The sequence below is a fragment of the Streptomyces sp. NPDC047971 genome (assembly GCF_040653355.1).
Lineage (GTDB): Bacteria > Actinomycetota > Actinomycetes > Streptomycetales > Streptomycetaceae > Streptomyces.
In genome coordinates this window covers 54451-79119 of the sequence record NZ_JBEZNW010000016.1, presented here as the reverse complement: position 1 = coordinate 79119, position 24669 = coordinate 54451, and the positions used below count along the sequence as shown (strand labels likewise).

General features: G+C 72.1%; 21 protein-coding genes. 8 read left to right on the top strand and 13 right to left on the bottom strand.

The window, feature by feature from the left end; genetic code table 11:
* Window positions 1-41: 41 nt before the first annotated feature.
* The 8 genes from AB0D99_RS17340 to AB0D99_RS17305 form a co-directional block, all read right to left on the bottom strand.
* Window positions 42-1121 (bottom strand): HAMP domain-containing sensor histidine kinase, encoded by a 1080-nt coding sequence (locus tag AB0D99_RS17340; RefSeq protein WP_362362047.1) that lies wholly within the window; start codon window positions 1119-1121, stop codon window positions 42-44.
* Window positions 1114-1809, bottom strand: coding sequence for a response regulator transcription factor (locus tag AB0D99_RS17335; protein WP_362362044.1), 696 nt, complete (start codon window positions 1807-1809; stop codon window positions 1114-1116). The genes AB0D99_RS17340 and AB0D99_RS17335 overlap by 8 nt, the downstream gene beginning before the upstream one ends.
* A gap of 118 nt (window positions 1810-1927) precedes the next feature.
* A complete protein-coding gene (locus AB0D99_RS17330; RefSeq protein ID WP_362362041.1) occupies window positions 1928-2632 on the bottom strand; it encodes a VanZ family protein in 705 nt (234 codons plus the stop codon).
* An 80-nt stretch (window positions 2633-2712) separates the two neighbouring features.
* Window positions 2713-3741 carry a hydroxyacid dehydrogenase gene (locus tag AB0D99_RS17325; RefSeq protein WP_362362038.1) on the bottom strand — a complete coding sequence of 343 codons (1029 nt, stop codon included), beginning with the start codon at window positions 3739-3741 and terminating at the stop codon, window positions 2713-2715.
* Window positions 3742-3759: 18 nt separating this feature from the next.
* A complete protein-coding gene (locus AB0D99_RS17320) occupies window positions 3760-4680 on the bottom strand; it encodes a carbohydrate ABC transporter permease (protein ID WP_362362035.1) in 921 nt (306 codons plus the stop codon).
* On the bottom strand, window positions 4677-5567 hold the full coding sequence (locus AB0D99_RS17315) for a sugar ABC transporter permease (RefSeq protein WP_362362032.1): 891 nt from the start codon (window positions 5565-5567) through the stop codon (window positions 4677-4679). The genes AB0D99_RS17320 and AB0D99_RS17315 overlap by 4 nt, the downstream gene beginning before the upstream one ends.
* A gap of 4 nt (window positions 5568-5571) precedes the next feature.
* On the bottom strand, window positions 5572-6888 hold the full coding sequence (locus tag AB0D99_RS17310; protein WP_362362028.1) for a sugar ABC transporter substrate-binding protein: 1317 nt from the start codon (window positions 6886-6888) through the stop codon (window positions 5572-5574).
* 111 nt (window positions 6889-6999) lie between these two features.
* Complete coding sequence (locus AB0D99_RS17305; RefSeq protein ID WP_362362025.1) at window positions 7000-8145, bottom strand: substrate-binding domain-containing protein; 1146 nt, start codon at window positions 8143-8145, stop codon at window positions 7000-7002.
* A gap of 175 nt (window positions 8146-8320) precedes the next feature.
* Here AB0D99_RS17305 and AB0D99_RS17300 point away from each other — a divergent pair, with 175 nt between their 5' ends.
* On the top strand, window positions 8321-10138 hold the full coding sequence (locus tag AB0D99_RS17300) for a DUF2264 domain-containing protein (RefSeq protein WP_362362022.1): 1818 nt from the start codon (window positions 8321-8323) through the stop codon (window positions 10136-10138).
* A gap of 45 nt (window positions 10139-10183) precedes the next feature.
* On the opposite strand, the gene AB0D99_RS17295 is transcribed toward AB0D99_RS17300, so the two are convergent.
* Genes AB0D99_RS17295 through AB0D99_RS17285 form a run of 3 tightly spaced genes read right to left on the bottom strand, consistent with a single transcriptional unit; the run spans window position 10184 to window position 12034 of the window.
* The gene (locus AB0D99_RS17295; protein WP_362362020.1) at window positions 10184-10957 is read right to left on the bottom strand and encodes an SDR family oxidoreductase; all 774 of its coding nucleotides are present in this window, start codon (window positions 10955-10957) and stop codon (window positions 10184-10186) included.
* 10 nt (window positions 10958-10967) lie between these two features.
* Entirely contained in the window at window positions 10968-11423 is a 456-nt protein-coding gene (locus AB0D99_RS17290; RefSeq protein ID WP_362362018.1) for a multicopper oxidase domain-containing protein, read from the bottom strand.
* The gene (locus AB0D99_RS17285) at window positions 11357-12034 is read right to left on the bottom strand and encodes an MOSC domain-containing protein (RefSeq protein ID WP_362362016.1); all 678 of its coding nucleotides are present in this window, start codon (window positions 12032-12034) and stop codon (window positions 11357-11359) included. The genes AB0D99_RS17290 and AB0D99_RS17285 overlap by 67 nt, the downstream gene beginning before the upstream one ends.
* 81 nt (window positions 12035-12115) lie before the next feature.
* Here AB0D99_RS17285 and AB0D99_RS17280 point away from each other — a divergent pair, with 81 nt between their 5' ends.
* On the top strand, window positions 12116-13009 hold the full coding sequence (locus AB0D99_RS17280) for a LysR family transcriptional regulator (protein ID WP_362362014.1): 894 nt from the start codon (window positions 12116-12118) through the stop codon (window positions 13007-13009).
* Window positions 13010-13329: 320 nt separating this feature from the next.
* Here the strand turns inward: AB0D99_RS17280 and AB0D99_RS17275 are convergent, their stop codons facing one another.
* Window positions 13330-13659 (bottom strand): WhiB family transcriptional regulator, encoded by a 330-nt coding sequence (locus AB0D99_RS17275; RefSeq protein ID WP_362362011.1) that lies wholly within the window; start codon window positions 13657-13659, stop codon window positions 13330-13332.
* A 451-nt stretch (window positions 13660-14110) separates the two neighbouring features.
* Between AB0D99_RS17275 and AB0D99_RS17270 the strand changes: the two genes are divergently transcribed.
* The 4 genes from AB0D99_RS17270 (at window position 14111) to AB0D99_RS17255 (ending at window position 18753) form a co-directional block, all read left to right on the top strand.
* Window positions 14111-14722 (top strand): response regulator transcription factor, encoded by a 612-nt coding sequence (locus AB0D99_RS17270; RefSeq protein ID WP_003948568.1) that lies wholly within the window; start codon window positions 14111-14113, stop codon window positions 14720-14722.
* Between the two features lie 556 nt (window positions 14723-15278).
* Entirely contained in the window at window positions 15279-15881 is a 603-nt protein-coding gene (locus tag AB0D99_RS17265; RefSeq protein ID WP_362362008.1) for a sigma-70 family RNA polymerase sigma factor, read from the top strand.
* 139 nt (window positions 15882-16020) lie between these two features.
* Entirely contained in the window at window positions 16021-17523 is a 1503-nt protein-coding gene (gene guaB, locus AB0D99_RS17260; protein ID WP_362362005.1) for an IMP dehydrogenase, read from the top strand.
* A gap of 105 nt (window positions 17524-17628) precedes the next feature.
* On the top strand, window positions 17629-18753 hold the full coding sequence (locus tag AB0D99_RS17255) for a GuaB3 family IMP dehydrogenase-related protein (RefSeq protein ID WP_362362002.1): 1125 nt from the start codon (window positions 17629-17631) through the stop codon (window positions 18751-18753).
* A gap of 84 nt (window positions 18754-18837) precedes the next feature.
* Here the strand turns inward: AB0D99_RS17255 and AB0D99_RS17250 are convergent, their stop codons facing one another.
* A complete protein-coding gene (locus AB0D99_RS17250) occupies window positions 18838-20079 on the bottom strand; it encodes a nucleotide sugar dehydrogenase (RefSeq protein WP_362361999.1) in 1242 nt (413 codons plus the stop codon).
* A 226-nt stretch (window positions 20080-20305) separates the two neighbouring features.
* Between AB0D99_RS17250 and AB0D99_RS17245 the strand changes: the two genes are divergently transcribed.
* Both AB0D99_RS17245 and AB0D99_RS17240 read left to right on the top strand, forming a co-directional pair.
* Window positions 20306-22012 (top strand): glycerol-3-phosphate dehydrogenase/oxidase, encoded by a 1707-nt coding sequence (locus tag AB0D99_RS17245; protein WP_362361996.1) that lies wholly within the window; start codon window positions 20306-20308, stop codon window positions 22010-22012.
* Between the two features lie 266 nt (window positions 22013-22278).
* Window positions 22279-24642, top strand: coding sequence for a protein kinase (locus tag AB0D99_RS17240; RefSeq protein WP_362361993.1), 2364 nt, complete (start codon window positions 22279-22281; stop codon window positions 24640-24642).
* Window positions 24643-24669: the final 27 nt, after the last annotated feature.

Genomic DNA, 24669 nt, shown 5'->3' with positions numbered 1-24669 from the left:
CGGTCCTCGGGGCGCGCCCTGCCGGAACGTGCCGGACACCTCTAGGGCGAGCCGGGCAGCCGGACCGTGACGAGGAGACCGCCGGCCGGGCGGGGGACGAGGTCGAGGGTCCCGTCGTGGGCGCGCACGACGCTGCGCACGATCGCGAGGCCGAGGCCGGCTCCGGCGTGCTCGTCGGTGCGTACGCGCTCCGCTCCGCGCTGGAAGGGTTCGGTGAGGGTCGGTACCAGTGCCGGTGGGAGCGGGCGCCCCGTGTTCTCGACCCGCAGCACGCTCGTGTCGCCCCGCGTCCCGGTGTGGACCGTCACGCTGCCGCCGGAGGGGAGGTTGTGGACGACGGCGTTCTGGACGAGGTTCGTCACCATCCGCAGCAGGAGTTCCGCGGAACCGTCGGTCAGGGCCGCCCCGCCGGTGACGTCGAGGGTGATCCCGCGCCGTTCGGCGAGCGGGAGCATCGTTTCGGCGGCCTCCTCGGCGAGGAGCGAGAGGTCGACGCTCTCGCGGGTGAAGGCGCCGCTGTCGCCGCGGCTGAGGAGCAGCAGGGCCTCGGTGAGGTCGATCGCCCGGGTGTTGACGGCCGTCAGGCGTGCGAGGAGTTCGTCCCGGTCCCGCCCGGGATCCTCGCGGGCGACGTCGAGGAGCGCCCGCGAGATGGCGAGCGGGGTGCGCAGCTCGTGGGAGGCGTTCGCGGCGAACCTCTGCTGTTCGGCGACGTGGGACTCGAGTCGCCGGAGCATCGAGTCGAACGCGTCGGAGAGTTCACGGAACTCGTCCTGGCGGCCCCTCATCCGGATCCGGTGGGACAGCGACCCGCTCCCGGCCTTCCGGGCCGCGTCCGTGATCTGGGTGAGCGGTGCGAGCATCCGGCCCGCGAGGAGCCATCCCCCGACGAGGCCGAACACGAGCAGGAGGGCCATCGCCACGGCCGCGGCGGGGACGAAGGTGCGCACGAGGAGGTAGCGGTTGGGCGAGACCCCGAGCAGGCCCTGCGAGTTGTCGGGTACGTAGCGCAGCAGGAACCACCACACCACGGCCAGCAGGAGGGCGCCGGCGACGGCGAGGAAACCGGCGTAGCTGAGGGTGAGTCTCAGCCGTACGCTGAGCCCCGGGCGCCTACGCACGCGGACGGCCCGGTCCGGGGGTGTCCGAACCGGTTCCGACGCGGTAGCCGACTCCCGGCACCGTGGCGATGATCCATGGCTCGCCGAGCCTCTTGCGGAGCGCGGAGACGGTGATGCGCACGGCGTTGGTGAGGGGGTCGGCGTTCTCGTCCCAGGCCCGTTCGAGCAGCTCCTCGGCGCTGACGACCCCGCCCTCGGCGGCGACGAGGACGTCGAGGACGGCGAACTGCTTACGGGTGAGCGCGACGTAGCGTCCGTCGCGGAAGACCTCCCGGCGGAAGGGGTCGACCCGCAGGCCGGCGAGCTCACGGACCGGCGGGCGGGCGTGGGCGCGTCTGCGGTCGAGCGCCCTCAGCCGCAGGACGAGCTCCCGCAGCTCGAACGGCTTGGTGAGGTAGTCGTCGGCGCCGAGCCCGAACCCGGACGCCTTGTCGTCGATCCGGTCGGCGGCGGTGAGCATGAGGATCGGGATGCCGCTGCCCGAGGCGACGATGCGCCGGGCGACCTCGTCGCCGGAGGGGCCGGGGATGTCGCGGTCGAGGACGGCGAGGTCGTAGGAGTGGACGCCGAGCAGCGCCAGGGCGGTGTCTCCGTCGCCGGCGATGTCGGCGGCGATCGCCTCCAGCCGCAGACCGTCCCGGACGGCTTCGGCCAGGTAGGGCTCGTCCTCCACGATCAGTACGCGCATGTCCGAAGCCTAAGGAGCGGAGGATATCGCCGACGTATGCGAGGGCGCGGGTCCGCCCGCGGAGGCGTGGCACACCCGCGAGGGCGGCCGCCGAGGCGCGGGCATGCCGTGTTCGGGGTCAGCGTGTCGTCGTCGGTACGGGCCGGGGCGGGGCCGACGGCGCCTGTGCCGTCGTGGCCCACCAGCGGCGGGACGCGAGCGCGGCCAGTACGGCGCCGGCGGCGTTGACCAGGACGTCGTCCACGGAGGACACCCGGTCGAGCCGCAGCGCGTACTGCGCGGTCTCGACCAGGACCGAGCAGCCCGCCCCGAGCGCCAGGATCCTCGGCAGGGAGGCCAGCGCCGCGAACCGCATCGGGGCGAAGAACCCCAGCGCCGCGAAGACCAGCAGGTTGCCGACGATCCCCAGCGGCCCCATCGTCACCAGGTCCCGCAGCGGCACCAGCGTCACCCGGGCGGGGGCGACGCCGGCCCCGCCGCCCGGCATCATGGTCATCCAGAGGAACGGCACCGTCCCGTGGACCATGGCCACCTCGGCCAGCGACGACCGCCACGCCGACGGGACACCGGCGGCACGACGTCGGCGCGCCAGAGCCCAGGCCACGAGGACGGCCAACGGGAGCGCGACGAGCGTCATGAGCACCACACCGTTGAAGGTGTCGAAGCAGCCGTGCCACCGCCCGGCGGCGCACCTCGGCGCGGACATCATCAGCGGCCGCCGCACGACGAACAGGGCGCTCGCCACGCCGAGGACCGCCAGACCGACGAGCACGACCCCGCGCAGGCGGCGGGGCGGTGGCGGCAGGGACGCGTGGTGGTTCATGCCTCCATGGAAGACGGCGGGCCGTTGCGGTGGCGTATGCGATTCTCGATACGCCCGCGATACGCCGGTGCCCGTCCCGCTCAGGCCGAGCGGGTCAGGTCGGACGGGCGTACCGGGTCCGCGAACCGCTCCCCGCGCCCGTACCGCGCCACCTCCTCCAGCGCCTGATCCGTCATCCGGTGCAGTTCGTTGCCGAGCGAGCCCGCCACATGCGGGGTGAGCAGGACGTTGGGCAGCGTCCAGAGCGGTGAGTCCGGCGGCGGCAGCTCCGGGTCCGTGACGTCGAGGACCGCGTGGAGACGGCCTCGGCGGAGGTGGGCGAGGAGCGCCGACTCGTCGATCAGGGAGCCGCGGGCGGTGTTGATCAGCGTCGCGCCGTCGGGCATCGACGCCAGCTGTGGCGCGCCGATCATCCGGTACGTGGCGGGGAGTTGCGGCGCGTGGATCGAGACGATCGAGCTCCGGGCGCACAGCGTGTCCAGGTCGACCAGCTCCACACCGAGGAGGCGGGCCTCGGCCGCCTCCAGGTACGGGTCGTACAGCAGCACCTCGAAGTCGAAGGGGCGCAGCAGGTCGATGACCCGGCGGCCGATCCGGGAGGCCCCGATCAGGCCGACCGTGCGCCGGTAGTTGCCCCAGGCCGCCGACTCGGCCGTCCACGCGTCGTCGGCGCGGACCGTCCCGTACCGGAGGGCCGAAGGGAGGATCCGCTTCCCCGCGAAGAGGATCGTGGCGAGCGTGTACTCGGCGACGGGAAGCGCGTTGGCCGCCGCCGTGGAGGTGACCGCGAGGCCGCGTTCCCAACAGGCGTCCGTGATGTGGTGCTTCACCGAACCGGCCGCGTGGACGACCGCCCGCAGGCGGGGTGCGCGGTCCAGGACGGCGGCCGTCAGCGGTGGCGCGCCCCAGCAGGTGAGGAGGATCTCGGCGTCGGCGAGGGCGGCGGCGACGCGAGGGCCCGGCGTGGTGAGGTCGTGCGCGACGAGGTGCGGGTCGGTGCGGGCCAGTGCGGTGAGGCGGGTGCGGTGGGCGTCGGTCAGCAGCCGTTCGGCGATCCCGGGGCCCATGGAGAGCAGGAGGGACGGTCGGTTGTCAGTGGCGGGGTGCATCGTGGAAACCCGGGCTCCTCACTTGACGCTGCCGGCGGTCAGACCGGCCTTCCAGTGGCGCTGCAGCGAGACGAAGGCGACGACGAGGGGGACGACGGCGAGCAGGGACCCGGTGACGACCAGGGGGTAGAAGTCGGGTTCCGCGTGGGCGTTGCTGTTCCACGCGTACAGACCGAGGCTCAGCGGGTACAGCTTCTGGTCCGAGAGCATCACCAAGGGGAGGAAGAAGTTGTTCCAGATGGCGGTGAACTGGAAGAGGAAGACCGTCACGAAACCCGGCATGATCATGCGCAGACCGATCGACCAGAAGGTGCGCAGCTCGCCGGCGCCGTCGATGCGGGCGGCCTCCAGCGCCTCGTCGGGGATGTAGCCGGAGCTGAAGACCCGGGAGAGGTAGACCCCGAAGGGGTTGACCAGGACGGGGATCAGCACGGCCCAGTACGTGTTGACGATGCCCACCTCGCTGGCGAGGAGGTACATCGGCAGCGCGAGCGCCGTGCTGGGGACGAGCACGCCCAGGAGCACGAGGCCGAAGAGCTTCTCCTTGCCCCGGAAGTCGTACTTGTCGAAGGCGTAGCCCGCGGCGACGCTGATCAGCGAGCAGGCGAGGGCGCCGAGCCCCGCGTACAGCAGGCTGTTGGCGTACCAGTGGAAGTAGATGCCGTCGTTGTACGCGGCGAGGCGGGAGAGGTTCCCGCCGAGGTCGAAGCCCTCGAAGGAGAAGGCGTCGCCGGCCAGCAGGCCGCCCGCGTCCTTGGTGGCGGCGGTCACCAGCCAGACGAGCGGGAAGAGCATGTAGACGACGGCGAGGACGAGCGCGCCGTTGACGGCGGCCTTCGAGAGCCAGACGTTCGTGGAGCGGGGCCTCGGGCCGGGGGCGGGGCTGTCGTGGACGGGGGTCCGGGGGCGGGTGAGGGTGAGGGAGCGGGACGGGCTCATGCGCGCTTCCCCTTCCGGCGGCTGGTCAGTCGGGTGACGGCGAAGGAGAGCAGCGCCGCCGTCAGGGCCAGCAGGACGGACGCGGCCGCCGCGAGTCCGTAGTCGTTGCGGTCGAAGGCCACGGTGTAGGCGTACATGTTCGGCGTCCAGGTCGAGGTGACGGCGGAGCCCGTTCCCTTGTTGAGGATCAGCGGCTCGGTGAACAGCTGGAGGGAGCCGATGATCGTGAAGAGGCAGACCATCATGAGCGAGGCGCGGATCAGCGGGATCTTGATGCTGAAGGCCACGCGCCAGGAGCCGGCGCCGTCGACGGTGGCAGCTTCGAGCACGGAGCGGTCGATCGCCTGCAGGGCGGCGTAGAAGATCACCATGTTGTAGCCGAGCCACTCCCACAGCGCGATGTTGACGATGGAGGGCAGCGCGCCCTCGGGCGAGAAGAAGTCGAAGCCGATGCCACCGGCCTCCATCGCCTTCACGACCGGGCTGAGTTGGGGTGTGTAGAGGTAGACCCAGATCAGCGCGGCGATGATGCCGGGGACGGCGTGCGGCAGGAAGAGCGCGAGCTGGAAGAAGCGGCGGGCGCGGGCGAGCGCCGAGTCGAGCAGGAGGGCGAGGCCGAGGGCCCCGGCGAGCAGCAGGGGAATGTAGAACAGGCAGTATCCGAGCAGTACGCCGAAGCCCTCGCGGAAGGCCCGGTCACCCAGTGCCGCGGTGTAGTTGTCGAGCCCGCTGAAGACGGTCTCGGTGCCGCCGAAGCCCAGCCCCGACTGCTTCTCGGTGAACAGGCTGAGCCAGACCGCGTATCCGATCGGCACGACCATCACCGCGACGAACAGGGCGAAGAAGGGGGTCAGCAGGAACGTCGCGGCACGGGTGCGGGCGTTCATCCGGTCAGCCCTCGACCTTCAGGCCGCGCTTCGTGAGCTCGGCGACCGTCGCCTCGTGGCCGGTCCTGATCGCGTCGGCGATCGTCGGGCCGCCCTTGGTGACCTTGCCGAACTGGTCCTTGATGGCCATGTTCGTGGTGCCGGTCGTGGGGCCCCAGGTCCAGTTCGGGTTGATGGAGGCGGCGGACTGCTCGAAGAGGGCGTAGATGTCCTGGCCGCCGTAGTAGCTCGCGTCGAAGGCCGCCTTGGCGACCGGGCGCAGCGTGGCCGCGGCGGGGAAGGCGCTGGAGGTGCCGGAGGCGATCCGGGCCTTGACGCCGGCCTCGGTGGTGGCCATCCACTCGGCGAACTCGACGGCCGCCGCGGTCTTCTTGCTGTCCTTGGTCACGGCGAAGGTGGTCCCGCCGAGGATTCCGCTGGCGGGCTTGCCGTCCCAGCTGGGCATGGGCGCCACGGCCCACTTGCCGTTCTGCTCGGGCAGGGTGCCCTTGAGGACGCCCGCGCCCCAGGACGCGCCGAGGTAGCCGATGGTGGTGCCGTTCTTGAGCGAACCGGTCCACTCGGGCGTGAAGGAGGCGTTCTTGTGGATGAGGTCGGCGTCGAGGAGACCCTGCCAGTAGGCGGCGACCTTGGTGGTGGCCGGGTCGGTGGTGTCGATCTTCCAGGTGTCGTTCTCGGCCTTGAACCACTGGGCGCCGGCCTGCCAGGCCATCGCCTCGAAGGTGGTCGGGTCGTCCGGGAAGAAGGTGGCGATACGGGTCTTGGCGTCGGCCTTCTTCACCTTCTCGGCAGCGGCCTTGAAGCCGTCCCAGGTGGTGGGGACCTCGATCTCGTACTTCTCGAAGAGGTCCTTGCGGTAGTAGAAGGCCTGCGGGGCGGCGTCGAAGGGGACGGCCCAGGTCTTGCCGCCGAGGGTGGTGAGCTCCACCGCCTGGGGGAGCAGCTTGGCCCGGTCGGCCTCGGTGAACTCGCCGCCGATGTCCTGCAGGGCGCCGGAGCTGACGAACTCGGGGAGCGAGGGGTACTCGATGGAGACCAGGTCGGGCGCGTTGCCCGCCTTCACGGCGTTGGAGATCTTGGCGTAGCCGCCGGCGTTGCCGGAGGGGATCTCCTCGAACTTCACCTGGATGTTCTTGTGGGAGGCGTTGAAGGCGTCGACGACGTCCTTGGATCCCTTGGCCCAGCCCCAGAAGGTGATGGTCACGGGGCCGCTCGACGCGGCGTCGGTACCGCCGTCACCGCCGCCACAGGCCGTCAGCACGGCGAGGGCGGTGGCGGTTCCGGCTATGACACGGGACGTTCTGCTCCAGGTACGGCTCACGACTCGGCTCCTGAGGACGGGACGACACGGGGTGTGTGGCCGAGATCCTGTGACCGTTTATGAGCGAAGTCAAGAGCGAAAGATTGATTGATCGAAAAAGGATCGAATCGATCAGGCGGGACGGTCTCCGGAGGGGGCCCCGCAGGAGGCGCGCACCCGCAGTCGCGGCAACAGGCTCAGATGGCGTCGGGCGGGCTCCTCCTCAGCACCCCCGCGGACCTCGGTCAGCCGCGCCACCAGCAGCTCCGCGGCATGCCTGCCGACCTGGCGCTTGGGAGGCGCGACCGCCGTCAGCGGGGTGTCGGCGAGCGCCGCGACCTCGTCGTCGTACGCGATCAGGGCCAGGTCCTCCGGCACCCTCACCCCCAGGTCCGCCAGGCGCTGGACGACCTCGATCGCGTCCACGTCGTTGTGGACAAGGGCCGCGCTCACCCGGCCCGAGAGCACCGCCTCGTGCAGGGCCCGTACGGCCCGCTCGAAGCCCTCGGGGTCCTGGTCGGCCGGTACCGACTCGATCACCGGGCCGGGTGCGTCGAGGCCCAGGGTGCCCAGCGCCTCGGCGTACCCGGCGCGCACCGCGAGCGCCGTCGGGCTGTCGCCGCGGGCCACCAGGAGCGGGCTGCCGTGGCCCAGTTCCAGCAGGTGGCGCAGGGCGAGCAGGACGCCGTGGCCGTGGTCGGAGACCACCCGGTCCAGGGCGTCGAGGGGGGTGCCGGGGTCGGCCCTGCGCTCCAGGAGCACGGCGGGTACGGGCAGTTCGGCCAGCCAGTCCCCGTACGCGAGCCGGTCCTCGGGGCCGCGCCAGCCGGGTGCGACCAGCACCCCCTCCGCGCCGGCCGCGAGCAGGCCCTCGGTGCGCGCGCGGTCCTCCTCCGGGCGGTAGTCCGAGATCCGCAGCACCAACCGGGCCCCGGCCCGCGCCGCCGCCTCGTGCGCCCCCCGGATGACCTCGGCGAAGTAGTACGTGGCGGAGGGTGCGAGCAGCCCGAGCACCAGCCCCTCGCCGGGGCGCCGCCTGCCCGGATCGCCCTGGCGGTCAGGGCGATCGATCCGTTCCGGTCGCTCGGTCCGCGCCGGCCAGGAGACCTGGCCGTGCACCCGGTCGAGCAGTCCCCTGGCCGCCAGCGCCTCGACATCGCGGCGGGCGGTGACGGGGGAGACGCCGAGGAGCGCGGCCAGGTCGGCGACGCGCGCCGTACCGCGCTCGCGCACCAGGGCCAGCAGTCGGTCGTGTCGTTCGGCGGCACTCTCACGCACGGCGTGTCTCCCCCTTGCGGTGTGGGTGGTCCGGCGTCGCCGGCCTGTCTGCAGACCTTCTCACGTCGAATGATCGAATCGAAGGGTGTTTCGATCATTCGCTCTAAACCGTTGACGTTCGATCGCAGCGCGTTCATGATTCCCGACGACGCAGACGTCCGCCGCAGGGAGCATCATGCCCACGCCGCCCGAGAATCGTGAGCTCAGCCCGTTCACCGGCTGGACCCGCGCCCACTGGGAGGACACCGCCGACCGTCTCCTCCTCGCCGTACGGCCGTACGCCTCGCCCCGCCACGGACTCGTCGACCTGCCCGGGCCCCGCCCCAGCTGGTCCGGCGTCCGCTCCGACGGCCTCGAAGGGCACGCCCGTACCTTCCTCCTCGCCGCGCTCCGCGTCGCGGGTGCCCGGGGCGAGGACCCGCACGGCCACCTCGCCTTCCACGCCGAGGGAATCACCGCCGGCACCGAGGCCCCGGGCGGCGACGGTCCCGACTCCTGGCCGCGGCTCACCGACGTACGCCAGGCCGTCGTCGAATCCGCCTCCGTCGCCCTCGGACTACGGCTGACCCGCCCCTGGCTCTGGGACACCCTCGACGACCGCACCCGGCAGCGCGCCGTCGAGTGGCTGCTGCCCGCCCTCGACCCCTCTCCCGTCGACAACAACTGGTGGCTCTTCGGCCTCACCGTCGCCGGCTTCCTCCAGGACGCCGGCATCGAGACCGACCGCGCCGCGGCCACCATCGACCGCTCCCTCGACCGCGTCGAGCAGTGGTACCTCGGCGACGGCTGGTACAGCGACGGCGACAACCGCGCCTTCGACCACTACAACGGCTGGGCCCTGCACCTCTACCCCGTCCTCCACGCGCACCTCGCGGGCGACCAGGACCTCCTCGACCGCTACGGCCCCCGGCTGCGGCGCCACCTCGACGACTACGCCCACCTGTTCGGCGCCGACGGCGCCCCCCTCCCGTACGGCCGCTCCCTCACCTACCGCTTCGCCGCGGCCGCCGCCCCCTGGCTCGGAGCCCTCACCGGACACACCCCGCTCACCCCGGGCGCCACCCGCCGCCTCGCCTCCGGCACGCTCCGGTACTTCCTCGACCGGGGCGCCACCGACGAGCGCGGCCTGCTCACCCTCGGCTGGCACGGTCCGTACGAACCCGTCGTCCAGAGCTACTCCGGACCCGCCTCCCCGTACTGGGCGGCCAAGGGCTTCCTCGGCCTGCTCCTCCCCGCCTGCCACCCGGTCTGGAGCGACCCCGAAGAACCCCTCCCCGCCGAACGCGCCGACACCGTGCGCCCCGTCGTGCCGGCCGGCCTGCTCATCCAGACCACCGCGGCCGACGGCCTGGTCCGCCTCCACAACCACGGCAGCAACCATGTGAGCAGCGACCCGTCCGGCGCCGACGACGCGGGCTACGCCCGCTACGCCTACTCCACCCGCACCGGCCCCACGACCCCACCCGACCAGCCCGACAACCACTTCGCCGTGGTCCTCGACGGCAAGGTCACCCGACGCGGCCCCGCGACCCCCCTCGGCACCGGCCCCGGCTGGGCCGCCTCCGCGCACACCCCGCACCCCGGCATCCGCGTCCTCTCGGCGACCCTGGCCCACGGCAGGGCCGAGGTCCGCGCCCACCTCGTCCTCGGCGCGCCCGACGGAACCGCGGTACGCCAGACCGGCTGGGCCACCACCCCCGACGGCCCCACCGCCCAACTCCACCCCGTCCACGGCTTCTCACCGGCAGCCGAGCCCGTCGACATCACCACCGGGGCCACGCTCCAGGGCGGGCCGGCCACCCGGACCGCCGCGCTGCACGGCTCCACCAGCGGCCCCGAGAGCCTCTTCGTCACCCTCGCCTCGCTCACCGCCGAGCCCGACCCGGCGCCCGTGTCCACCCTCGCGGCCGTCCACGTCACCGGCCGCACGCTGCGGGTGACCTGGCAGGACGGCACCGAGGCCCGACTGGCCCTCGACCACCGGGATCGGTGACCCCGCGCCGGGGCCGGGCCACGGCCGCCCGACGCCGGGCATGCCTCACTTCGGTCCGTACGTGCGCCCCGCCTTGGACGACACCCCTCCGAGCAGGCCGCGAGGCGCCAGCTTCACCACACCCATCAGCGCCTTGTAGCGGGGGTCCGGGATGGACAGCGTCTTGCCCCGCGCCAGATCCGCCAGCGCCGTCGCCACCAACTTGTCCGCGTCGAGCCACATCCAGCCCGGGATGTTCTCCGTCCCCATCCCGGCCCGCTCATGGAACTCCGTCCGGACGAACCCCGGACAGAGCGCCATCAGCCGCACCCCGCTCCCCGCCAGGTCCCGCGCCGCGCCCTGGGTGAACTGCACCACCCACGCCTTCGACGCCCCGTACGTGCCGCGCGGGACGAAGGCGGCCACCGACGCCACGTTCACCACCCCGCCCCGACCGCGCGCCCGCATGGACTCCGCCGCCGCCGACGTCAAGCGCAGCACCGCCTCGCAGTGCACCGTCAGCATCTTCAACTCGTCGGCCATGGAGACTTCCAGGAAGCGGCCCTTGTTCCCGAAGCCGGCGTTGTTCACCAGCAGGTCCACGGGCTGCCTCGCGTCGGAGAGGCGGGCCTCCACGGCCGCGATCCCCTTCTCCTCGGCCAGATCGGCGGCCAGCACCTCGGCCTCGATGCCGTGCCGGTCGTGCAGTTCGGTCGCCTGCTCGCGCAGTCTCTTCACATCGCGGGCCACGAGCACCACATCGTGCCCGTCCGCCGCCAGCCTTCGTGCGAACGCGGCCCCGATGCCCGCCGTCGCGCCCGTGATCAATGCAGTCGTCATACGCGGCACGTTAGTGCCCCGCGTGGGCGGGCGGCGTACGGGCCTTTCCCGGCCCCCGCCCCTTCTCCACGACCACGAACCGCCCCGTCGTTCCCGCGTCCTCGCGGGACAGCGGATGGCAGTGGCGCAGATACGGAGTGTCAGGGTCCGCGGGCCCGTCGAGTCGCAGCGCGAGCTGCACCGTCGAGCCCGAGGGCACGACGACCGTGTCCTCGGCCCCGCGCGGACGCGCGGGCGGCTGCTCGCCGTTCACCCCGAGAATCCGGAACCACCCGTCGTGCACAGGCGAGTTGTGCGGCGTCCCGTCGTCGTTCCGTACCGTCCACGTCTCGGACGTGCCCCGCGTGACCGTCGTCGATCCGGTCTCGGGGGTGTCCCCGAGACGGGCGCAGGGGGCGACTACGCGCCTGTGCCGTACTTCTCCGTGTAGGTGCGCGCGACCCGGAGCAGACCCGACTCCATCCACTCCGCCGCGACCAGCGTGCTCGGGAGCAGCGCGCGCTCGGTGGTCGCCGCGCGGTGGAGGAGCGCCACCGTGACGTCGTGCGCGGGGCGGTGCACGACCGCCACCGGGTCGCCGGCCGCGATCTCGCCGGGCTCGATCACGCGCAGCAGCGCGCCGGGGCCGGCGGTCGACAGGGTGAAGCGCCGGACCCACCCCTTCTCCCGGACGAAGCCCTCGAACGTACGGCAGGGAATCCGGCCGCCCGTGACTTCGAGGACCAGGTCGGAACCGATCCGCCAACGCTCGCCGATCAGGGCGCCGTTCACGTCGAGCCCCCGCGTGGTGAGGTTCTCGCCGAACGAGCCGTTGGCCAGCGGCCGGCCGATCTCGCGCTCCCAGACGTCCATGTCCTCGCGCGCGAACACGCTCACGGCCCGGTCGTCGCCACCGTGGAAGCGCAGGTCGCACACCGCGTCCCCGGCCAGCCCGCTCGCCCCGGCACCCCGCGCGCTCGGCGCCTCGACCCGTACCCGCCCCTCGACGGGACGCTTGTCGATCCCGGACACGCCCGTGGGGGAGTCGGTGTACGCCAGGGCCTCGGCCTGTCCGACATTCACGCTGATCAGCTTCATGAACGGCACCCTAGGCGACCCGTTCTCAAAGCGAGAAATGAGAATTCGCTGCGAGGTCCAAGAGTCGCTTATGCTCGACCCATGATCGAGGCCCGCCATCTCCGTGTCCTGCGCGCCGTCGCCGCGACCGGCTCCTTCTCCGCCGCCGCGCGCGAACTCGGCTGCACCCAGCCGGCGGTGAGCCAGCAGATGAAGGCGCTCGAATCCTCCGCCGGAACCCCCCTGCTGATCCGCACCGGCCGCGAGATGCGGCTCACCCAGGCGGGCGAGGTCCTGGTCAGGCACGCCTCCGGCATCCTCGCGGGGCTCACGGCCGCCGAGGAGGAGGTGGCCGCGATCGCCGGCCTGCGCGCGGGACGTGTCCGCCTGGTCTCCTTCCCCAGCGGCAGCTCCACCCTGGTCCCCACCGCCCTCGCCGCCCTGCGCGCGGCGCACCCGGGCACCCGGGTCTCGCTGGTGGAGGCCGAGCCGCCGCGCTCGGTGGAGATGCTGAGGGAGGGCGACTGCGACGTGGCCCTCGCCTTCCGTTACGGCGCGGGCCCCGACGAGTGGAACGACCTCGTCGTCCGTCCCTTGCTCGCCGACCGCCTCGTCGGTCTCGTGCCCGAGGCGCACCCGCTCGCCGAGGCCGGGTCGGTGGGCATCGCCGAGCTGGCCGACGAATCCTGGATCGCCGGCTGTCCGCGCTGTCGCCGCCAGCTCGTGGACGTCTGCGAGGAGGCGGGCTTCACCCCGCGCATCGACTTCGCGACCGACGACTACCCGGCCGTCGTGGGACTGGTGGGGGCCGGCCTCGGCGTGGCCGTCCTGCCGGAACTCGCCATCGAGTCCGTCCGCCCCAAGGGCGCCCGAACCGTCGTGGTGGAGCCGGCGGTGGAGCGCGAGATCGTCGCCCTCACCCTGCCGGACCTGGCCCAGGTCCCGGCGGTCGCGGCGACACTGGACGAACTGACCCGGGCCGCCACGCGCGCGTAGCGCCGTCCGCGGGCGTCCCGAAGCGGTCCGCAGGTGTCCCGAAGCGCCGCGGGCGTCCCTGGGCCAGCGGGCCGCGGGTGTCTCCGGGCTAGCGGTCGGCGGATAGCGGCCGGCAGGTATCGGGCTAGCGGTCCGCAGGTATCGGGCTAGCGGTCCGCGGGCGTCCCTGGGCCAGCGGTCGGCGTCCCTGGGCGGGCGGGCGCACCGCGGTCTCTCCGCGCCGCACGCCCCCGGGCCGCGTGCGGTGCGGCTCCGTGGGGCCGGGTGGGATGCGGACCCGGCCCCGTTCCCTCCATGGGCAGAAACGTTCCTTCAGACCTTCAGGCGCGCCCCACGCCTGCCGAACTCGATGCCGTTGCCGTGATCAGGCGATTGCGGGCTCGTCCCATGAGCTCTTCGCGTTCGTCCTCGGTGAGGCCGCCCCAGACGCCGTAGGGCTCCCGTACGGCGAGTGCGTGTGCCGCGCACTCCGCGCGTACCGGGCACCGCATGCAGACCTCTTTCGCCGAGTTCTCGCGCGCACTCCGTGCCGCGCCGCGCTCTCCCTCGGGGTGGAAGAACAGGGAACTGTCGACGCCGCGGCAGGCCGCGAGCAGTTGCCAGTCCCACAGATCGGCGTTGGGTCCGGGAAGGCGGGAGAAATCTGCCATTGCGCTTGTCCCCTTGTAACCGTGTGAACGGATAGGTGGGCGGGTGGATGGCTGATGATCCGGGGGCCCTTCGCCCCCCATGGGTCTCGCGTACCCGCTCTCACGGGCACGACCCGACCGTACAACTACTATCTAAGTAGATGTAAATATGACTCATTGCGAATCTAGCCACAGACACCGCGAAAAGGGAAGAAAACCCGCTAAATGGGGCATAGCTTCCAGGTGATGGGCGGTTGACCTGCGTGGCTCTCCTCCGCGCACGCTCCCTCACGTAGAGTGCCGAACGCGGCCGTCCCGCCCGTAACTCTTTCGAGTGACCGTCGTTGAGTGTGCGGAGGCGGTTGAAGGAACAAGCGCTCGGGCAGGTGTCCGAGAGCGTCAACCGCACAGGTGACGATACGTACCAGCCCTGGAGGCTCAAGGTGACGCGCATCAGCTGCGGAGGGCGGCCATGACATCCGTCCTCGTCTGCGACGACTCCCCGCTTGCCCGAGAGGCGCTTCGCCGCGCGGTCGCGACCGTGCCCGGCGTGGAGCGCGTGACCACCGCGGCCAACGGCGAGGAAGTCCTCCGCCGCTGGGGCGCGGACCGCTCGGACCTGATTCTGATGGACGTACGCATGCCCGGTCTGGGTGGCGTGGAGACCGTCCGCCGACTGCTGTCCGCGGACCCCGGCGCCCGCATCATCATGCTCACGGTCGCGGAGGACCTGGACGGCGTCGCGCTCGCGGTCGCCGCGGGCGCCCGCGGCTATCTGCACAAGGACGCCTCGCGCGCCGAGCTGAGGGCCACGGTCACCCAGGCCCTCGCCGACCCGACCTGGCGGCTCGCCCCGCGCCGGCTGCGGTCGGCGGAGATGGGCGCGGCGCCGACGCTCACCGCGCGTGAGATCCAGGTGCTGGAGGGCATGAGCCACGGCCGGTCGAACGCGGAGATCGGACGCGAGCTCTTCCTCTCCGAGGACACGGTCAAGACGCACGCCCGGCGGCTGTTCAAGAAGCTGGGCGCATCGGACCGGGCGCACGCCGTCGCGCTCGGGTTCCGCTGGGGTCTGGTCCGCTAGTCGAAGCCCTGCCGCGGCGGCCTCGTGTCCCGTTGCGGCAAGGGGGTACGGCCCCGCGGCGGGAGCGCTCGTGTCGGCGCCGCGGAGCACCTGTGTGAGCCCGGCGGAGCGGCTCGCGCCGCTGGTCGTGATCCCGCCCCGGCGCGGATCGCGTCCCGGCGGCGGGGTGGCTCCCGCTCCGGTCGTGGCGCGGTTCGCGTCCGGACCGAAAGCGGCCTGCTTCCCGGCGCGGACCGGTCGACGTCTCGGCCGCGGAGCGACTCGCGTCCCCGCCGCGGAGCGACTCGCGTCCCCGCCGTGGGGCGGCTCGTGTCCGCGCTGGAGGGCGGCTTGTGTCCGTGCCGCGGGGCGGCTCGTGTCCCCGCTGCGGGGCAGCTTGTGTCACTTACGCGCGGGATGCCGCATCCTTGAGGGTGTGGAGTTCCTCGGGGACGAGTCGATCGAGCGGGAGGGGAGGGCGCAGGGGATGAGTTCCAGCGCGCCTACTCATAACGCTTCGGTGCACAACTACGAACGCGGTGCCGCGAACTCTCAGGCGTCAAGGCACCATGGAGCGATGCGCGACGACGAGACCATGGGGTCCCCCGTGCCCGTAGGGCCAGGGGAGATCGGTGCACTCGTTCGCCGTGCCGTCGAGGGCGACGAGCAGGCGACGCACGACCTGCTGGCGCGGGTGCACCCGCTCGCCCTCCGTTACTGCCGGACGCGGCTGAACCGGCTGCCCGGTGATGCCCGCCACTTCGTCGAGGACCTCGCGCAGGAGGTCTGCGTCGCCGTCCTGATGGCGCTGCCGCGCTACAAGGACACCGGCAGGCCCTTCGAGGCATTCGTCTTCGCCATCGCCGGACACAAGGTCGCCGATCTGCAGCGGGCCGCCATGCGGCACCCGGGCTCGACGGCCGTGCCCTCCGACGAGATGCCCGAGCGGCCCGACGACTCCCTCGGCCCCGAGGAGCGCGCGCTGCTCAGCGACGACGCCGAATGGGCCAAGAAGCTCCTCGCCAACCTGCCGGAGAACCAGCGGGAGCTGCTGGTGCTGCGGGTGGCGGTCGGGCTGACAGCGGAGGAGACCGGGCAGATGCTCGGGATGTCTCCGGGGGCCGTTCGGGTGGCACAGCACCGTGCGCTCAGCCGACTGCGCGCACTGGCCGAGCAGTAAGGGTCGGCGAGGGCCGGTGGCCCTCACGTATACGTACGAACATCCAAAGCTGCTCTCTGATCTTGATCGTGGAATGAGACACCGTCGAGGCCCGTTAGCATGGACGTCCGCACCGATCAAGGCCATTGGGGAAGGTGTCATGACTGCAAACGTCGACGGAGTGCCCGGTAAATTCGCGACACTCGGGCTGACCTACGACGACGTACTGCTGCTGCCGGGAGCGTCCGAGGTGCTCCCGAACGCGGTCGACACCTCGTCCCGGATCTCCCGCAACGTTCAGGTGAACATCCCGCTGCTGTCGGCGGCGATGGACAAGGTGACCGAGTCCCGCATGGCGATCGCCATGGCCCGCCTCGGCGGCGTCGGAGTGCTCCACCGCAACCTCTCCGTCGAGGACCAGGTCAACCAGGTCGACCTGGTGAAGCGCTCCGAGTCCGGCATGGTCACGGACCCCATCACGGTGCACCCGGAGGCGACTCTCGCCGAGGCGGACGCCCTGTGCGCCAAGTTCCGGATCAGCGGCGTCCCCGTCACCAACCCGGACGGCAAGCTGCTGGGCATCGTCACCAACCGCGACATGGCCTTCGAGAGCGACCGCAGCCGTCAGGTCCGCGAGGTCATGACGCCGATGCCGCTGGTCACCGGCAAGGTCGGCATCTCCGGCGTCGACGCCATGGAGCTGCTGCGCCGCCACAAGATCGAGAAGCTGCCGCTCGTCGACGACGAGGGCGTGCTCAAGGGCCTCATCACCGTCAAGGACTTCGTCAAGGCGGAGAAGTACCCGAACGCCGCCAAGGACGCCGAGGGCCGGCTGCTCGTCGGTGCCGCCGTGGGCGCCAGCCCCGAGGCGCTGGAGCGCGCCCAGGCGCTCGCCGCCGCCGGTGTGGACTTCCTGGTCGTCGACACCTCGCACGGCCACAACAGCAACGCCCTGAGCTGGATGGCGAAGATCAAGTCGAGCGTGAAGGTCGACGTGATCGGCGGCAACGTCGCCACGCGCGACGGCGCGCAGGCGCTGATCGACGCCGGTGTCGACGGCATCAAGGTCGGTGTCGGGCCCGGCTCGATCTGCACCACCCGCGTGGTCGCGGGCATCGGAGTGCCCCAGGTCACCGCCATCTACGAGGCGTCCCTCGCGGCCCGTCCCGCCGGCGTCCCGCTGATCGGCGACGGTGGCCTGCAGTACTCCGGCGACATCGGCAAGGCGCTGGCCGCCGGCGCCGACACCGTGATGCTCGGCAGCCTCCTCGCGGGCTGTGAGGAGTCGCCCGGCGAGCTGCTCTTCATCAACGGCAAGCAGTTCAAGTCGTACCGCGGCATGGGCTCGCTCGGTGCCATGCAGTCCCGTGGCCAGGGCAGGTCGTACTCGAAGGACCGCTACTTCCAGGCCGAGGTCGCCTCCGACGACAAGCTCGTGCCCGAGGGCGTCGAGGGCCAGGTGCCCTACCGCGGCCCCCTCTCCAACGTCCTGCACCAGCTCGTCGGTGGCCTGCGCCAGACGATGGGCTACGTGGGTGCCGCCACGGTGGCGGAGATGGAGTCCAAGGGCCGGTTCGTCCGGATCACCTCGGCGGGGCTCAAGGAGAGCCACCCGCACGACATCCAGATGACCGTCGAGGCGCCGAACTACAGCAGGAAGTAACAGAGCGCGACGCGTGGGGCGGTTCCGGCATGTGGCCGGAACCGCCCCACGCGCTTGTGTCGGGGATACTGGTAGGCGCAGACGTAGAGGGAAAGGCCACACATCGTGACTGAGATCGAGATCGGGCGCGGCAAGCGCGGCCGCAGGGCGTACGCGTTCGACGACATCGCCGTCGTACCGAGCCGGCGCACCCGGGACCCGAAGGAGGTCTCGATCGCCTGGCAGATCGACGCCTACCGCTTCGAGCTCCCCTTCCTGGCCGCCCCCATGGACTCGGTCGTGTCGCCGCAGACCGCGATCCGCATCGGCGAGCTGGGCGGCCTCGGTGTGCTGAACCTCGAGGGTCTGTGGACCCGGTACGAGGACCCGCAGCCGCTGCTCGACGAGATCGCCGAGATGGACGAGGCGACCGCGACGCGCCGTCTGCAGGAGATCTACGCCGCCCCGATCAAGGAAGAGCTGATCGGGCAGCGCATCAAGGAGGTGCGCGACTCGGGCGTGGTCACCGCCGCCGCGCTCTCCCCGCAGCGCACCGCGCAGTTCTCGAAGGCCGTCGTCGACGCCGGCGTGGACATCTTCGTCATCCGCGGCACCACGGTCTCCGCCGAGCACGTCTCGGGCGCGGCCGAGCCGCTGAACCTCAAGCAGTTCATCTACGAGCTCGACGTCCCGGTCATCGTCGGCGGCTGCGCCACGTACACCGCGGCCCTGCACCTGATGCGCACCGGCGCCGCGGGCGTCCTGGTCGGCTTCGGCGGCGGCGCGGCGCACACCACGCGCAACGTGCTCGGCATCCAGGTCCCGATGGCGACCGCGGTCGCCGACGTGGCCGCCGCCCGCCGTGACTACATGGACGAGTCGGGCGGCCGGTACGTCCACGTCATCGCCGACGGCGGTGTGGGCTGGTCGGGCGACCTGCCGAAGGCGATCGCCTGCGGTGCCGACTCGGTCATGATGGGCTCCCCGCTGGCCCGCGCCACGGACGCGCCCGGCAAGGGCCACCACTGGGGCATGGAGGCCGTCCACGAGGACGTCCCGCGCGGCAAGCTGGTCGACCTGGGCATCGTCGGCACGACCGAGGAGATCCTCACCGGTCCGTCGCACATCCCGGACGGGTCGATGAACTTCTTCGGCGCCCTGCGCCGGGCGATGGCCACCACGGGCTACAGCGAGCTCAAGGAGTTCCAGCGCGTCGAGGTCACGGTCGCGGACTCGCAGCACAAGCGCTGACACCCGCCGCGTACGACGAGAAGGGCCCCGCACCGTTCGGTGCGGGGCCCTTCTCGTGCGCGAGGCGACTGCCGCCTCGGGGGATCACAGCCGATGGGCCGCGCCCGCCGGCGTGGCGCCGCGGGTGTCGAGGAGGAGCTGCGCCTTGACCGCCAGGCCCTGGAGGTCGTAGGTGCGGTGGTGCTGCAGAAGGACCGTCAGGTCGGCGTGGGCGGCGGCCTCGTAGAGGGAGTCGGCGCGGGGGACCGGAAGGTCGCGGACGCGCCAGTCGGGGACGTGGGGGTCGTGGTAGCTGACCACCGCGCCGAGGTCCATCAGCCGACGGGCGATCTCGTCGGCCGGCGAGCCCTCGCGATCGGCGAGATCGGGTTTGTACGTGACCCCCAGCAGAAGGACCCGGGCGCCGCGGGCGGACTTGCCGTGCTCGTTGAGGAGGGTGGCGCAGCGCTGGACGACGTACTGCGGCATGCGTTCGTTGACCTGGCCGGCCAGCTCGACCATACGGAGCGGGCGGTGGGTGCCGACGGTGTCGACGGGGACGCCGTGGCCGCCGACTCCGGGGCCGGGGCGGAAAGCCTGGAAGCCGAAGGGCTTGGTCTCGGCGCAGCGGATGACGTCCCAGAGGTCGACGCCCAGGTCGTGGCAGAGCACCGCCATCTCGTTGACGAGGGCGATGTTGACGTGCCGGAAGTTGGTCTCCAGGAGTTTGACCGTCTCGGCCTCGCGCGGGCCACGCGCGCGTACCACCTTGTCGGTGAGCCGGCCGTAGAAGGCGGCGGCGGACTCCGTGCAGGCGGAGGTGAGACCGCCGATGACCTTGGGGGTCCCCGCGAAGCCGTGGGCGCGGTTTCCCGGGTCGAGGCGGCCGGGGGAGTAGGCGAGGTGGAAGTCGCGCCCCGCGCGCAGCCCCGAGCCCTCCTCCAGGAGGTCCCGCAGCGCGCCTTCGGTGGTGCCGGGCGGGACGGGTGACTCCAGCAGGACCGTGGTGTGGGGCCGGAGCCTGGCGGCGAGTGCGCGGGCGGCCTCGGTGACGGCGGTCAGGTCGAGGGTGTGGTCGGGGCCGAGCGGGGTCGGGGCGCAGATGACCGCCGTGCGGACGCGGCCGAGTTCGGCCGGGTTGGTCGTGGGCCGGAAGCCCCCCGAGAGCATCCGGCGGATCTCCGACGCGGTGAGCGAGCCGTCGACCGGCGGTCGGCCGGCGGCGAGTTCGGCGACGGGGCGAGGGTCGGTGTCGTAGCCGATGGTGTCGATGCCTGCGGCGACGGCGGCCTGGGCGAGGGGGAGTCCGAGGTGGCCGAGGCCGATGACGGCGAGATCAGCGGGCATGGAGGGTGGGCCGTCCTTCCCAGTAGCCGGAGGGGACGAGACGCGCAACCCCGGTGGACAGAACGGGTTGAGCGCAATGTCAGACTAGGCGTAAATATGACCGATATGCGGCATTGCGGGGTCGAAGGTCGCCGAGTGTTATCCACAGGCGGTGGCTGAAGTCGGGGGGCCGGGACAGAATCGAGTCTGTGAGCCCGACCACGCAGGGGGACGACGGGAGGCAGCGGTGAGGACAGCGACACTGGGACCCGCCGAGCGCACCGATGCGCTCGCCGGGATGGCGGAGCGCGAACTGGACGTGCTGGTCGTGGGCGCCGGAGTGGTCGGCGCCGGGACCGCGCTCGACGCGGCCACGAGAGGGCTCTCGACGGGCCTCGTGGAGGCCAGGGACTGGGCGTCCGGCACGTCCAGCCGGTCGAGCAAGCTCATCCACGGCGGTCTGCGCTATCTCGAGATGCTGGACTTCGCGCTGGTGCGGGAGGCGCTCAAGGAGCGCGGGCTGCTCCTGGAGCGGCTCGCCCCTCATCTGGTGAAGCCGGTGCCCTTCCTCTATCCCTTGCAGCACAAGGGATGGGAGCGGCTGTACGCGGGCTCGGGCGTCGCGCTGTACGACGCGATGTCCGTCTCCTCGGGCCATGGCCGCGGCCTGCCCGTCCACCGCCATCTCTCCCGGCAGGGCGCCCTGAGGGTGGCCCCCTGTCTGAAGAAGGACTCCCTGGTCGGGGCGTTGCAGTACTACGACGCCCAGATGGACGACGCCCGCTTCGTCACCACGCTCGTGCGGACGGCCGCGAGCTACGGCGCGAAGGTCGCCAGCCGCGCGCGGGTCGTCGGCTTCCTGCGCGAGGGGGAGCGAGTCGTCGGCGCGCGCGTCCAGGACGTGGAGGCGGGCGGGGAGTACGAGATCCGGGCGAAGCAGATCGTGAACGCCACCGGGGTGTGGACGGACGACACCCAGGCGCTCATCGGGGAGCGGGGGCAGTTCCACGTACGGGCGTCGAAGGGCATCCACCTGGTGGTGCCCAAGGACCGGATTCACTCGAACACCGGACTGATCCTGCGGACCGAGAAGTCCGTGCTGTTCGTGATCCCCTGGGGGCGGCACTGGATCGTGGGCACCACGGACACCGACTGGGACCTGGACAAGGCACACCCGGCCGCGTCCAGCGCCGACATCGACTATCTCCTTGAGCATGTGAACAGCGTCCTGGCGGTGCCGCTCACCAGGGACGACGTCGAGGGGGTCTACGCGGGGCTGCGGCCCCTGCTGGCGGGCGAGTCGGACGCCACGAGCAAGCTCTCGCGCGAGCACACCGTCGCGCACCCGGTCCCCGGCCTCGTCGTCGTGGCCGGCGGCAAGTACACCACCTACCGGGTGATGGCCAAGGACGCCGTGGACGAGGCCGTCCACGCGCTCGACCAGCGGGTCGCCGCCTGCGTCACAGAGGACATCCCGCTCCTGGGTGCCGAGGGGTACAAGGCACTGTGGAACGCGCGGGCCAGGATCGCCGCGCGGACGGGCCTGCACGTGGTCCGCGTCGAGCATCTGCTCAACCGGTTCGGGTCGCTGGCCGAGGAGGTCCTGGAACTCATCGCCGCCGACCCGGGCCTCGCCGAGCCCCTGACCGGGGCCGAGGACTATCTGCGCGCCGAGGTCGTCTACGCGGCCTCCCACGAGGGGGCCCGGCACCTGGACGACGTGCTGACCCGGCGCACCCGCATCTCGATCGAGACCTTCGACCGGGGGACGCGCAGCGCCCGGGAGTGCGCGGAGTTGATGGCGCCGGTGCTGGGCTGGGACGAGAACCAGATCGAGAAGGAGGTCGAGCACTACGACAAGCGGGTCGAGGCGGAGAGGGAGTCGCAGCGGCAGCCGGACGACCTGACCGCCGACGCGGCCCGGCTCGGCGCTCCGGACATCGTCCCGATCTGACGCGTCGGCAGAAGCCGCTCTCCGGTGGGACTCCTTGGGGGAGGTTGCGGGATTCTGTTCGCGCGGACGGGGAACCCGAAGGGGGTGCCCCGGCGTCGGGTGCCATGGTGGGAGAGCTTTCCTCCGAGGCCGTCCTCTCGGAGTGCGGACCCGGGATCGGTATCGGTCCCTGAGTGAGAGACAATGAGCTCTCTTCCAGGGTGGGTTACCGCATCGCGCGGGCAGCGGCGGACGCGGGCGGAGATCAGGGATCGCAGAGGGGACGCATGTCGGAGGCGGAGCAGTCGCGGGACACGGCGCGGGATCCTCGGCGGGACGCCGCTGCGGGTGCCGGAACCGACGGCGACCGGGGTGTGGTTCCAGCGGCGCGTGAGGCGGAGCCGGAGGTGACGCGGGGCAAGGATCCGGCCACGTCGGCCGAGCCCGCGGCGACCGATGACACGGCAGGGGCCGAGCGCGGCACGAACGCCGAGGGCGAGGCGCGCGAGGCCGAGGTGCCCCGGGGCAAGGCGCCCGAGGGCTCGGAGCCCAGGGACGCGGTCGCGCCCCAGGCCGCCGACGCGCCCAAGGACGCGGTCACCAGGTCCGGTGCCTCCAAGCCCGACGTCTCCCAGGCCGATGCCTCCAAGGCCGGTGGCCCCGGGGACGCGGCGCCCAAGGACGCCGACGCGCCCAGGCGCCCGGAGACCAAGGCGTCCGAGGCCGAGGCGCCAGAGCCTCGGAAGGCCACCGCGAGCGCGGGGCGCTCCGGGGCGGGCAGCACGGCCGCGACGGCCGAGGGACGTCTGCTGGCCGGCCGGTACCGGCTGGGCGCGGTGCTCGGGCGCGGCGGCATGGGCACGGTGTGGCGCGCGGTCGACGAGACCCTGGGACGCACCGTCGCCGTCAAGGAGCTGCGCTTCCCCAACAGCATCGACGAGGACGAGAAGCGACGCCTCATCACCCGGACCCTGCGCGAAGCCAAGGCCATCGCCCGGATCCGCAACAACGGCGCCGTGACCGTCTACGACGTCGTCGACGAGGACGACCGTCCCTGGATCGTCATGGAGCTCATCGAGGGCAAGTCCCTCGCCGACGCCGTGCGCGAGGACGGCACGCTCACTCCGCACCGCGCGGCCGAGGTCGGCCTCGCGATCCTCGACGTGCTGCGCTCGGCGCACCGCGAGGGCATCCTGCACCGCGACGTGAAGCCGTCCAACGTACTGATCGCCGAGGACGGCCGGGTCGTCCTCACCGACTTCGGCATCGCCCAGGTGGAGGGCGACCCGTCGATCACCTCCACCGGCATGCTCGTCGGCGCCCCCTCGTACATCTCGCCCGAGCGGGCGCGCGGCCACAAGCCCGGCCCCGCCGCCGACATGTGGTCCCTGGGCGGACTGTTGTACGCGAGCGTCGAGGGCAGCCCGCCGTACGACAAGGGCTCCGCGATCGCGACGCTCACCGCCGTGATGACCGAGTCCGTCGACCCGCCGAAGAACGCCGGGCCGCTCCTGGAGAAGGTCATCTACGGCCTGCTCGTCAAGGACCCCGCCCAGCGCCTCGACGACGCGGGCGCGCGGGTGCTGCTGCGGGCGGTGCTCGACGCCCCCGTCCCCGAGCCCGAGCCGTCGCCGGAGGCCACCCGTGTGGTGCCGCTTCCGCCGGTCCCGCCCACGCCGCCGTTCGCCCCGCCCGCCACGAAGGAGAAGGGCGCGGACGCGGCCGCGGAGCGCATGCGCGGAGCGCTGAGGTCCGTACGGAACGCGGCCGCCGCGGCGAGGCCCGAGCCGAAGGCCAGGCCGGAGTCGCTCCACACCGGGAACCGGCCGGCGCAGCCGCGGGCCTCGCTCACCGATGTCGTACCGCGCCGGACGCTGGTGATCATCGCGGCGGTCGTGGTCCTGGCCCTCCTCGGCACGATCCTGGCCGTCGCGCTGAACGGCGGCGAGGAGGGCAAGGACAACAAGGGCGGCGGCAAGGGCGGGGACACCGTGGCCTCGGCCGGCGCCACGGCCGGCAACGGCGACGGCACGGACCAGGGCACGCAGCCGAGCAGCCCCGACCAGCAGGGCGGCGAACAGCCCGGCTCCGACTCCGGTTCGGGCTCCGGTTCGGGCTCCGGCTCCGGCGAGCAGAGCGGTACGCCCTCCGGGGCGCCGAACACCAACGGGCCCGGAACGGGCGGCACCCAGCTGCCCGCCGGCTACACCATGGTGAGCAACGACCGGTTCCACTTCACCATGGCGATGCCGTCCACCTTCCGGCTCAACGGCATCGCCGGCCGGAACTCGGGCGGGATATTCAACGCCGACGGCGGGTACCCCCGCGTGCAGGTCGACTTCAACAACAACCCCAAGGACGACGCGAGGGCCGCGTGGGCCGCGGCCTCGGTCGGTGTCGCCGCCACCAGCAACGGCTACCGGCACATCGGCATCGACGCCGTCTCGTACAAGGGCTACCCGACCGTCGCCGACTGGCAGTTCGAGCGCACCGAGAAGGGCATGAGGATCCGGATACTGAACCGGGGCTTCAAGGTGGACGCCAAGCGCGGGTACTCGATCATGATCAGCTGCAAGGCGGCCGAGTGGGACGCCCCCGCGTGCAAGACGCTGCGGGACACGGCGTTCGCCACGTTCAGCCCCAAGGACTGACCGGCGCCACGTATCGTGAGAGGCCGA

What these genes read in the sequence shown, in the direction of transcription:
- AB0D99_RS17265 (WP_362362008.1), top strand. Translation starts at nt 15,279, where the DNA reads ATGCGCGACGACGAGACCATGGGGTCCCCCGTGCCCGTAGGGCCAGGG.
- AB0D99_RS17330 (WP_362362041.1), bottom strand. Translation starts at nt 2,632, where the DNA reads ATGAACCACCACGCGTCCCTGCCGCCACCGCCCCGCCGCCTGCGCGGG.
- AB0D99_RS17240 (WP_362361993.1), top strand. Translation starts at nt 22,279, where the DNA reads ATGTCGGAGGCGGAGCAGTCGCGGGACACGGCGCGGGATCCTCGGCGG.
- AB0D99_RS17285 (WP_362362016.1), bottom strand. Translation starts at nt 12,034, where the DNA reads ATGAAGCTGATCAGCGTGAATGTCGGACAGGCCGAGGCCCTGGCGTAC.
- AB0D99_RS17300 (WP_362362022.1), top strand. Translation starts at nt 8,321, where the DNA reads ATGCCCACGCCGCCCGAGAATCGTGAGCTCAGCCCGTTCACCGGCTGG.
- AB0D99_RS17280 (WP_362362014.1), top strand. Translation starts at nt 12,116, where the DNA reads ATGATCGAGGCCCGCCATCTCCGTGTCCTGCGCGCCGTCGCCGCGACC.
- AB0D99_RS17320 (WP_362362035.1), bottom strand. Translation starts at nt 4,680, where the DNA reads ATGAGCCCGTCCCGCTCCCTCACCCTCACCCGCCCCCGGACCCCCGTC.
- AB0D99_RS17270 (WP_003948568.1), top strand. Translation starts at nt 14,111, where the DNA reads ATGACATCCGTCCTCGTCTGCGACGACTCCCCGCTTGCCCGAGAGGCG.
- AB0D99_RS17250 (WP_362361999.1), bottom strand. Translation starts at nt 20,079, where the DNA reads ATGCCCGCTGATCTCGCCGTCATCGGCCTCGGCCACCTCGGACTCCCC.
- AB0D99_RS17295 (WP_362362020.1), bottom strand. Translation starts at nt 10,957, where the DNA reads ATGACGACTGCATTGATCACGGGCGCGACGGCGGGCATCGGGGCCGCG.
- AB0D99_RS17275 (WP_362362011.1), bottom strand. Translation starts at nt 13,659, where the DNA reads ATGGCAGATTTCTCCCGCCTTCCCGGACCCAACGCCGATCTGTGGGAC.
- guaB (WP_362362005.1), top strand. Translation starts at nt 16,021, where the DNA reads ATGACTGCAAACGTCGACGGAGTGCCCGGTAAATTCGCGACACTCGGG.
- AB0D99_RS17325 (WP_362362038.1), bottom strand. Translation starts at nt 3,741, where the DNA reads ATGCACCCCGCCACTGACAACCGACCGTCCCTCCTGCTCTCCATGGGC.
- AB0D99_RS17315 (WP_362362032.1), bottom strand. Translation starts at nt 5,567, where the DNA reads ATGAACGCCCGCACCCGTGCCGCGACGTTCCTGCTGACCCCCTTCTTC.
- AB0D99_RS17335 (WP_362362044.1), bottom strand. Translation starts at nt 1,809, where the DNA reads ATGCGCGTACTGATCGTGGAGGACGAGCCCTACCTGGCCGAAGCCGTC.